Source organism: Xanthobacter autotrophicus, from assembly GCF_029991245.1.
Lineage (GTDB): Bacteria > Pseudomonadota > Alphaproteobacteria > Rhizobiales > Xanthobacteraceae > Xanthobacter > Xanthobacter autotrophicus_C.
Genome location: NZ_JAIVFO010000160.1, coordinates 1 through 9,620, shown reverse-complemented (window position 1 = coordinate 9,620; position 9,620 = coordinate 1). Strand labels below are relative to the sequence as shown.

Sequence of the window (9,620 nt, the reverse complement as noted above, 5' to 3'; positions counted from 1 at the left end):
CCGCCCGAGCCCGCCCCCGAGATCGGCTACTGGATCGGCGAGCCCTTCTGGGGCCGCGGGATCGCCACCGAGGCGGTGCGGGCCGTCATCGACTACGCGTTTTCCGAGACCGGGCTGCAGCTCCTCATCGGCTCGGCCCGCGTGGTCAATCCGGCCTCGCGCCGGGTGCTGGAGAAGTGCGGCTTCCAGTGGTCGGGCGTCGGCCTCACCCGGGTGAAGGCGCTGGGCGCCTCCGTGCCCGTGGACCGCTTCCAGCTCGACCGGCGCATCTGGGCTTCGCTGCGCGCCTGGGGCTCCACCGCCCTGCCGCGCCACCGCGCGGCTCACTGAAGGCACACCGCGCCACCGCGCGGCCCACTGAGAGACCACCGCGCGGCGCGCGGACGGCATTGGGCCCTTCCCGGGCTTGCGCGGCGACGCCGCGCGGGCCAATGAGGATGCAAAGCAACCCCTCCTTGCGGATCACGCCGATGTCGAATCGCCACGACAAGAAACAGGACGACCTGCCTTACCGCCCTTGCGTGGGCCTGTGCGTGTTCAACGCGGCCGGCAAGGTCTTCCTCGGCCGGCGCATCGGCGGGCCGGAGCACGTGGACGCCACCCATTCCTGGCAGTTGCCCCAGGGCGGCATCGACAAGGGCGAGGCCCCGTTCGACGCCGCCCTGCGCGAGCTGTACGAGGAGACCTCCATGCGCTCGGTGACGAAGCTCGCCGAGGTGGAGGAGTGGCTGTCCTATGATTTGCCGGGCCGCATCGCCGGCGAGGCCTGGAAGGGCAAGTATCGCGGCCAGACGCAGAAATGGTTCGCCCTGCGCTTCACCGGACTCGATGCCGAGATCAACATCACCCGCCCCGGCGGCGGCGGCCACAAGCCGGAATTCATGGATTGGCGCTGGGAGAGCCTCGACAAGGTGGCGGAGCTGGTCGTCCCGTTCAAGCGCAGGGTCTATGAGGAAGTGGTGAAGAGCTTCCGCCCGTTCGCCGCATAGCGCGTTCTCTATCTCTGGACGAGAGAGCGTTTGCTCTGAACGAGAGAGCGTTTCACCCGGCAAATGGGTTCAATTTGCCCGGATCGCGCCGAGGGTAATTCCAGCACACGTGTGCGAGGGTGTTGTGTCTGGAACTGCATAAAAACAAAGAGACAGAGCATATCCGGTGAATGCGCATTCACCGGATATGCTCTGGCCCGGCACCCCGGATACTACCCGCACGGCAAGGTTACGTAATAAAAATGCCTCGCCTGAGCATGATTATCAATGAATAGAATGATCGATCACGCCGACAACACCCATACATGACAGAGATAATATTGAGTTTTACGCCAAGAGAACATATTTTCTCATTCCAGAGCCACATTACCAGACTATTTTGTCTGTGGTATGACAGTCCGGCCAAGGTCACCTGTTGCCCTTGGGAGACAGTCATGAGCGCTGAACTGCGCTAAGACCCTCGCATTCTGTTTCATCCGGCTCGGGGGATAGACATGCGTAAGGCGCTGCTCGCTACAACCATTCTCGCGGCGATGATCGCCGCCGGCTCCGCCCAGGCGGCGGACCTTGCCACCAAGATGCCGGTCAAGGCCGCGCCCGTCGCGCCGGCCTTCAGCTGGACCGGCTTCTACATCGGCGCCCAGGGCGGCTACGCCTGGGCCCAGAACGATTTCTCGAACACCCATGACCTGTACAACACGTACGCCGACGACGCGAGCTACAGCCTCGACGGCGGCCTCGTGGGTGGCGTGATCGGCTACAACTACCAGATCAAGAACATCGTCCTCGGCGTCGAGGCCGATGCCAACTGGGCCGATCTCACCGGCTCCGGCTCCATCGTCCGCCCCGGTCAGTATGACCCCCTCGCCTCGACCTGCATCGTGAGCAACAACCCCTGCTCCTCGAAGATCGACGCCCTCGGCACCATCACCGCCCGCCTCGGCGTCGCCTTCGACCGCGTCCTGCTCTATGCCAAGGGCGGCGCGGCCTGGGCCACCACCTCCCACACCGCCAGCAACACGGATTTCGAATACCCCCCGGCCAGCTACAGCGCCACCACCGACTCCACCCGCTGGGGCTGGACCCTGGGCGCGGGCGTCGAATGGGCCTTCTTCAACAACTGGTCCGCGAAGGTCGAATACAATTATATCGACCTCGGCAGCACCGACGTGACCTTTAACTTCGTCCCGAACACCTACATGCCCGCCTACACCTCGACCGTCGACCAGACCATCAATCTGGTGAAGGCCGGCATCAACTATCGCTTCTGAGAACGCCGGCACTTTCGGCGGGTTTGCGCGACACGCGCCGACCCGCCAGGGTGTCCACTTGGAGAGCCCTGGCCCCTGCCGGGGCTCTTTCTTTTTGCACGCCCCTTCCACCCCGGCGGATCAGCAGGTGGCGTACTGGTCGTGGATGTAGGTCTTGAAAAAGTCGCGCTTGGACCCGGCCCGGCACAGGCCCTCATACACGAACAGCGGGACGCGACAGTAATCGCAGGGCCCGCCGACATCGGCGAACCACAGGGACAGCACCCGGGTCTTCGGGTTGTATTCGGCCCGCGATATGGCCGTAGAATTGAAATGCGGCAATGCGCTTTTCCCCTCTGCAGCCGCGATTCGGCATTGGGGAAGCAGCTTAGCCGAGCCTCCGACCATTACAACTTTGCCGGCAGAAGGTGAGGCCCCGGCCCCGCCCCGCAGAACCGGGGCGCCGGCCGCCCGCGCCGAAGTTCAGGCCGGGGTCGCTGCCCGGACCGCGACGATCCAGCCAGAAATCCGGCTCCCATGCGCTGCGGGGGATCTCACCCCGCGACGGGACGCACCAGATTGAGGCCGAGCACCATGATGCCCACCGCCGCCACCCAGCTGCCGCCGGCCCGCAGCGCGATGGGCCGCCACGCCGCGCCGTGCAGGAAGGCGATGGCGCTTCCGGTGGCCAGCGTGATCACCCCATAGCCGATGGCGGTCATGCCGGAGAGGAACAGCACCCGATCGGTGGTGACCACCATGGCCGCGCCGTTCTGCGCGCCGTGCAGCAGCCCCATCACCACCGCGATGGCCAGCAGCACGCCGAGCGGAAGGCGCGCCGCCACCGCCACCGCGAGGCCGGTGACCGCCACCAGCACAAGGCCGAGGAGAGGAGCGAACGCCGGCAGCGGGAGATAGAGCGAAGCCACCCCGCCGGCAGCGAGGGCGAGCGGGAACACCAGGATGATCCAGCGCGCCCGCTGCGCGCCCTGGAAGGCGGCGAGCACGGCCAGGGCAATCCAGGGCAGCACCTGCTGCAGGTCCGTCAGGGGATGCAGCGCGCCGCTGTAGAAATCGCCGAGCCGCGTATCCACCAGATGGGCGTGGGCCGCGGTGGGCGCGAGCGCCAGCGCGGCCGCCGCAGCAAGGAGACGAAGCCAGCGTTTCATTCGATGACACCCACGGACGCGAGCAGGAAGTAGACGCCGACGCAGCCGATGGCGGCGCCGCAGGTGCGCACCACCCGGGCGCCGGCTTCCCAGCCCACCAGCACGCCGATGAGGATGCCCGACAGGTGGAGCAGGCCGGTGGCGGCCACGAAGCCCGCCGCATAGGCCACCGCATCCGCCGCCTCGGGAAGCTCCTGGCCATGGGCATAGCCGTGGAAGATGGCGAACACGCCCACCATGGCGGCGGCGACCCACAAAGGCGGCCGCGCGCTGAGCGCCACCATCAGGCCAAGCGCGATGCCCGACAGCGCGATCACCGGCTCGACCGCCGGCAGCGGGACGCCGAGCACGCCGAGCACGCCGCCCACGGCCATCACCAGCGGGAAGGTCACGGGCAGCACCCAGATGGCGGGATTGCCCAGCTGCGCGCCCCACAGGCCCACCGCCACCATGGCCACCAGATGGTCGGCGCCGGACAGGGGATGCATGAAGCCGCTCAGGAGCCCGAGCGACACGCCCGTCCCGGTGTGGGCGAAGGCAGGCGCCAGCGGGATGGCGGCGAACAGCACGGCCAACAGCGCGGCGGCGTTCGGGACCAGGCGTTTCATCAGCATTTTCCTCTCACGACAGGGATGCCTGGGCGGCACAACACTCAGATCCGAAGCAGGAACCAGTAGGACGCGACCGAGCCGATCACATAGGCCGGCATGGCGGCGCCCCAGCGCGGCAGCAGGGCCTGCGCCTGCCGGTGGGCCCACAGCAGCGCCAGCACCACCGCCACGAAGGAGAGCTGGCCGATTTCCACGCCCACGTTGAAGAACAGCAGCGCGATGGGCAGCGTCGCCTGCGGGATGCCCAGGGCGGTGAGCGCGGTGGCAAATCCCAGCCCGTGCAGCAGGCCGAAGGCGAAGGCGACGGTCCAGGGATAGCGGGCCGTGAGGCCCACCTCCCCGCGCTGCAGCTTCACGATCTCGACGCCCACGAACACGATGGAGAGCGCGATGGCCGCGTTCAGCGGGCGTTCCGGCACCCCCACCAGGCCGAAGGTGGCGGCGGCCAGCGAGATGGAGTGGCCCACCGTGAAGGCGGTGATGGTCTTCACCAGCTTCCAGCCGCCCTTCACCAGCCAGATCAGGCCGAGCACGAACAACAGATGGTCGATGCCGCGCAGGATATGGTCGATGCCGAGATTGACGTAGGTCTCGGCCAGGTCCCGCCACATGGCGAGGTCGGTGCCGGGATCGCGCGCCGCCATCACGGTGGGCTTGGCGGCGCTCACCGTATAGACCTCCATGGGGCCCTCGTGGGGGACCACCCGGATGGTGGCCACCGACTGCTTGCTGCCGAGGCCCATGAAGCTCAGCTGGCCGGTGAGGCCGCGCGCGCCGCACACCAGTTCCGGCGGCTCCCATTTGCAGTGGGGCGGGAAAAGGGGCTGCAGCGTCATGTCCACCGGCGGCATGGTCCACTGGCCGATGAAGCGGCCCGGCGCGATCTCCCGCAGGGTGATCACCGCCATGGTGGCCTCATGGGCCCGGGCCTGCGAGGCCGGAACGAGAAGCGCAACGACGAGGCACAGCAGCGCCGCGGCAAGGCTGCCCAGCGCGGCGAAGCGCCGCCGCGCGCCGGGGCTTCCGGTTGCGGTGGCGTTTGCCGTTCCGCTCATGGGTTGCCGCCCGCCGGCGCGTCGTCGCGCCGGATCACATAGGCCTTGCCCAGGTCGCGGGTGGCGGCGATGGCGAGGATGCGCCGCCGCTCGTCCTTCCACGCCTGCGCCACCTGGCCGCCCACCTCGTCGAGGTCCACCCGGCGACCGGGCACGAAGGTGTCCAGCCGCACCACGTGCCACCCCGTCGCGGAAGGCAGCACCTGCCACTCCCCCTTGGGGCCGGCGACGATCTGGTCCACGAAATCCTTGCCGAAGGACGGCTCCAGCGTCTGCCGCGGCCGCTGCGAGAAGATGAGGGCGCGCCGCTGCACCTCCTCGGGCTCGGTGCCGGCACGGATCTGCTCCAGCACCGCGCGGCTCTGGGCCTCCGCATCGGCCCCGGTGAAGGGCACGTCGATGAAGCTGACGAGATCGGGAATGTCGTAGTTGGCGCGGCGCTTCTCGTACCAGGCGCTGAGTTCGTCGGGGGTGGGCTCGGTCACGTCGACGCCGTTGAAGATGAGCAGGCGCATCTTGTGGGTGATGCGGTCCCGGATCATCTCGTCGCCCTTGTCGAGCCCCTGCGCCAGCGCCTCGCGGAAGGTGATCTCGTTCAGCAGCCAAAGGTCGATGAGCTTTGCGAGTTCGTCGGCGCCCGGCGCGCGACCTTCATGGGACGCCTTGAAGGCGTCCACGATGGACTGGCGCACCGCAGGCGTGACTTCGATGAGCCGTTCCTTGCTCACCGAGGGCGTGGTGGCGGCATGCACGGCGAAGATCACCGCGCCCAGCACCATGAACTGCACCAGCGGCTCGCGCACCAGCCGCCGGAGAAAACCCAGCACGCCCCCGCCGCCCGTTTTCGCGCCGCCCGCTGTCGCACCGTTTGCCGCGGCGCCCTTTGCATCGACCGCTCCCGCGGTCGGCTCCAAACCCGATGACGTCAAATCCCGTCTCCCGCACCGACCTTGCACGGATGCCGGTAAGCGCTCCGAGCACGTCGAGAACCGGATCCGCAACGCGGTGAAGCCGGCTCTGGCTCAACACAGAAAGATGGCTCCGACCGGACTGCGATGCCCGCGAACCGGAACGTGCTCTAGCGAACCGGTGGTGTCGCGTTGATGACAGCGCGGCGTGTTTTCCCGTCGGTGCGACAATCCAGTTATTCGGCTCACCTTTCCGCGCGTCATCAAAGCTTCAGCAGGCAGTCACAGAACGACGATAGTAGAGCGCCAGCGGATTCTGGACGTCCGTCTCATTCAAAGGGGTTGGAGAATGAAGAGCGCGGTGCTGGCGCATCAACTGATTGCGGGGGCCTCGGTCCTCGCCGTGGCCGGCGGGATGGCTTTGTCGTCCACGCCGGTTTTCGCCGACAGCTACATGGCCGGCGACTTCCATAACCACACGCCGTGCTCGGACGGCCGCTCGTCGGTCGAGACCATGGTGAAGAAGGCGGTTCAGAGCTACGGCCTCGAATGGCTCGGCGCTGCCGACCACGGCGGCTCCAGCCCGCGCGACTGCCGGGTGGACGATCCCGAGGGCGACGGCTCCACCACCGGCACCGGCAAGTTCTGGGACGTGGCACCCGTGACCACGGTCAAGGGCGATGTGGCCATGTCGCAGGGCCACCGCTCCATGTGGCGCTGGCAGAGCGCCGAGGAGATCATCTACCCTGAGCTTACGCGCCTCGCGAAGGAGCTCAACAAGCCCATGCTCTATGCCGCCATCGAGACCAACGTGCCCGGCCACGAGCACACCTCGATGACTGTGATCGGCAACCAGAAGCCGCAGAACTTCGGCGGCAACACCGGCGACGCCGCCGGCGTGGCCGAATTCGAATACCGCTTCGACCGCTCGGACACCGACTTCTCCAAGGGCGCGCCGAACCACGCCTGGGAAGGCAAAGTGGCGAACGCGTCGGGCTCGGGCTCGGGCACGCTCAACCACAAGAACAAGGCCATCCCCTCGGTCCAGTGGCTGCAGAAATACTATCCGCTGGACAGCTACTACGTGCCCGCCCACCTGGAGCGCGCCGGCGTGTTCAACCCGAACGGCAACAACGGGTTCAACATCGAGCACCTCCGCGACTTCAACAATGCGGGTCCGACCGTCGCCGTCGGCTTCGAGAGCCAGCCGGGCCACCAGGCCTCCAACAATCGCGGCGAGTATCGCGCCGGCTTCTGCGGCACGGGCTGCGATTCGGTGGGCGTGACCACCTTCGGCGGCACCGGCATCTACGCCGCCAAGATCGGCGGCGTGTGGGACGCGCTGCTGGGCGAAGGCCGCAACTGGTTCTTCTACGCCAGCTCCGACTGGCACAATCGCGGCGCCTTCAGCATCTATGAAGCCGGCTCGACCAACGACTTCTATCCCGGCGAATACCAGAAGCTGTACCTGCCGCGTCCGGCCTCCGGCACCACCCTGCGCCCGAACGTGATCGTGGACGGCGTGCGCTCCGGCAACTCCTACTCGGTGCAGGGCGACCTGATCACCGGTGAGCTGAACTACACCGCCCAGGTCATCGGCTATTCGCCGGCCGGCACCGCCAAGATGGGCCAGACGCTGGTGGTTCCGCGTGGCCGCTCGGTCAAGCTCACCCTCGAGGTGAACCAGCCGACCGGGACCAACCACTCGCCGTACAGCTTCAACAACCCGTCGCTGGCCCAGATCGGCGTTCAGGAGCCCCTGAACCGTCCGACCCTGCGCCAGGTGCAGTTCATCAAGGGCAACGTCTCCGGCGTCGTGGCCGCGGACAACGCCAACTACACCAACGGGACCAACACCACCGCCGCGCGTCTCGCCACCTTCGGCCCGAACAACTGGACCGTGAGCGGCCAGAAGCGGACCATGGTGGTGACCATCTCGAACGTGCAGAACAACATGTACGTCCGGGCCCGCGGCAGCAACCTGCCGGCTTCCGTGCCGGCCGAGACCGACGCCCAGGGCAATCCCCTGAACGACTGGGATCCCGAGAACACCGCCCAGGGTCCGTTCGTGCCCTGCACGGACGCCGCCTGCCCCTCGCACCTCGTGGTGCGCGACGGCCAGAAGATCTCCAGCTACGACGTGGCCGGCTGGTCGGACCTGTGGTTCTACACCAACCCCATCTTCATCCGCGTCGCCGACCAGCCCAAGCTGCTGGTGGAGACCAACGGCGCCCTCGCCGTCTCCCTCAAGAAGTGAGGCTGAACCGGCGCGCTTCGGCGCGCCGGTTCAGACCCGACGTTCGTAACGCGTAACGCCCGGGGGCCTTCTGGCCCCCGGTTCGCTTTTTCGGGCCTTCTGGCCCCCGGTTCGCATTTTCGACCCTTCAGGTTCCCCATGTCCCAGTTCCCCATGTCCCGATTCCCTACGTCCCAGATCCCTACGTCCCACGCCCGCGGGGACCTGAGCGCGAAGATCGCCACTTCGTCACCTGCCACCTCGTCACCTGCCGTTTCGTCACCCGGTGCCGTTTCGCCGGAGGCCGCAGGGTCCGGCAGCCATAGCCTTCGCATCGGCGCCATCACCGCCGTCGCCATGCTGTCGGGGTTCGCCGGGCTGGGATACGAGATCGTCTGGGCGCGGATGCTCGCCGTCGCGCTGGGCCATGAAATCGTGGCGGTGCTCGGCGTGGTCTCCGCCTTGTTCGCGGGCCTTGCCCTCGGCAGCCTGCTGCTCGGCCGCCGCATCGCGCGCAGCCCCAAGCCCGCCGCATGGTATGCCGGCCTTGAAGGCGTCATCGGCCTGTGGGCCCTCGCCCTCGTGGTGCTCGCGCCGCTGGCGGCGGAGCAGGTGCCGGCCCTGGTGCCGGTGGATGCGGACCCGCTGCGGCAATGGGCCGTGGCCTTCGGCCTGCCCTTCGTGCTGCTGCTGCCGGCGACGCTGGCCATGGGCGCCACCTTGCCGGCGCTGGAAGCCGTGCTGGTGCCCCTGCTGGCGGCGCGCGGGGCAGTGGGGCGCGTCTATGCGGCCAATACGGCGGGGGCCGTTGCCGGCACGCTTGCCACCGCCTTCCTGCTCATTCCGGCGCTGGGCCTGTCGGCGACGCTGATGGCCTGCGCCGGGCTCAATTTCGCCTGCGCCGCCCTGCTCATCGCCTGCGCGGGTGGGCGCCGCGCCGCGCCCGTGGCGGCAGCCGTGCCGCCGGCGACGGCCTTTCTGCGCGACGACACGGACAGCGCGCGCGCTCCGCTGGCCGCCCTGTTCGTCACCGGCCTGCTCGGCATCGGCTACGAAGTGCTCACGGTGCGGGTGCTGAGCCAGATCCTCGAAAACACCATCTACACCTTCGCCATCCTGCTGGCCGCCTATCTCACCGGGACGGCGCTCGGTGCCGTGGCCCGCAACGCCATCGCCGCGCGCCACCCCGGCGCGGCCCTCACCCGCCCCCTCGTGGCGGCCACCGCCCTTGCCTGCCTGCTCGGCGCTGCGCTCCTCGGCCTGTCGGACACCCTGCTGGCGATGCTGCGGACAGGGCTTCCCGCCACCTTCGAAGGGCGCCTTTTCGCGGAGCTGGGCATCGCGGCGCTGGCCTTCCTGCCGCCGACCATCGCCATGGGCGCCCTGTTCACCGAGCTGGCCC

Annotated in this window: 10 protein-coding genes; 5 read left to right on the top strand and 5 right to left on the bottom strand. The window is 68.1% G+C overall.

The genetic code is table 11. From position 1 onward, the window contains the following. From K9U41_RS19730 to K9U41_RS19720, 3 genes are all read left to right on the top strand, one after another. Positions 1-330: GNAT family N-acetyltransferase (locus tag K9U41_RS19730; RefSeq protein WP_282642562.1), on the top strand; the 330-nt coding region annotated here is incomplete at its 5' end. A 140-nt stretch (positions 331-470) separates the two neighbouring features. After that, positions 471-989 carry an RNA pyrophosphohydrolase gene (locus K9U41_RS19725; protein WP_282642561.1) on the top strand — a complete coding sequence of 173 codons (519 nt, stop codon included), beginning with the start codon at positions 471-473 and terminating at the stop codon, positions 987-989. 494 nt (positions 990-1,483) lie between these two features. Next, entirely contained in the window at positions 1,484-2,260 is a 777-nt protein-coding gene (locus tag K9U41_RS19720) for an outer membrane protein (RefSeq protein WP_282642560.1), read from the top strand. A gap of 120 nt (positions 2,261-2,380) precedes the next feature. Here the strand turns inward: K9U41_RS19720 and K9U41_RS19715 are convergent, their stop codons facing one another. The 5 genes from K9U41_RS19715 to K9U41_RS19695 all read right to left on the bottom strand — a co-directional run bounded on the left by K9U41_RS19715 (position 2,381) and on the right by K9U41_RS19695 (position 5,901). Next, positions 2,381-2,581, bottom strand: a complete 201-nt coding sequence (locus K9U41_RS19715; protein WP_282642559.1) for a KTSC domain-containing protein — start codon at positions 2,579-2,581, stop codon at positions 2,381-2,383. Positions 2,582-2,793: 212 nt separating this feature from the next. Then, positions 2,794-3,408: a HupE/UreJ family protein gene (locus K9U41_RS19710; RefSeq protein WP_282642558.1), complete on the bottom strand. Its 615-nt coding sequence runs from the start codon at positions 3,406-3,408 to the stop codon at positions 2,794-2,796. After that, positions 3,405-4,016, bottom strand: a complete 612-nt coding sequence (locus K9U41_RS19705) for a HupE/UreJ family protein (protein WP_282642557.1) — start codon at positions 4,014-4,016, stop codon at positions 3,405-3,407. Before K9U41_RS19705 ends, K9U41_RS19710 begins: the two co-directional genes overlap by 4 nt. A gap of 44 nt (positions 4,017-4,060) precedes the next feature. After that, positions 4,061-5,074, bottom strand: a complete 1,014-nt coding sequence (locus K9U41_RS19700) for a HupE/UreJ family protein (protein WP_282642556.1) — start codon at positions 5,072-5,074, stop codon at positions 4,061-4,063. Then, positions 5,071-5,901, bottom strand: a complete 831-nt coding sequence (locus tag K9U41_RS19695; protein ID WP_282642555.1) for a peptidylprolyl isomerase — start codon at positions 5,899-5,901, stop codon at positions 5,071-5,073. The genes K9U41_RS19700 and K9U41_RS19695 overlap by 4 nt, the downstream gene beginning before the upstream one ends. A gap of 430 nt (positions 5,902-6,331) precedes the next feature. On the opposite strand from K9U41_RS19695, the gene K9U41_RS19690 reads away from it, so the two are divergent. Further along, complete coding sequence (locus K9U41_RS19690) at positions 6,332-8,239, top strand: hypothetical protein (protein ID WP_282642554.1); 1,908 nt, start codon at positions 6,332-6,334, stop codon at positions 8,237-8,239. A 336-nt stretch (positions 8,240-8,575) separates the two neighbouring features. Continuing rightward, on the top strand, positions 8,576-9,620 hold a 1,045-nt coding region (locus K9U41_RS19685; RefSeq protein ID WP_282642553.1), incomplete at its 3' end, for a fused MFS/spermidine synthase.

Excerpts from the sequence above, each read along its gene's own strand:
- K9U41_RS19705 (WP_282642557.1), bottom strand. The coding sequence starts at position 4,016 with ATGAAACGCCTGGTCCCGAACGCCGCCGCGCTGTTGGCCGTGCTGTTC.
- K9U41_RS19710 (WP_282642558.1), bottom strand. The coding sequence starts at position 3,408 with ATGAAACGCTGGCTTCGTCTCCTTGCTGCGGCGGCCGCGCTGGCGCTC.
- K9U41_RS19700 (WP_282642556.1), bottom strand. The coding sequence starts at position 5,074 with ATGAGCGGAACGGCAAACGCCACCGCAACCGGAAGCCCCGGCGCGCGG.
- K9U41_RS19690 (WP_282642554.1), top strand. The coding sequence starts at position 6,332 with ATGAAGAGCGCGGTGCTGGCGCATCAACTGATTGCGGGGGCCTCGGTC.
- K9U41_RS19725 (WP_282642561.1), top strand. The coding sequence starts at position 471 with ATGTCGAATCGCCACGACAAGAAACAGGACGACCTGCCTTACCGCCCT.
- K9U41_RS19720 (WP_282642560.1), top strand. The coding sequence starts at position 1,484 with ATGCGTAAGGCGCTGCTCGCTACAACCATTCTCGCGGCGATGATCGCC.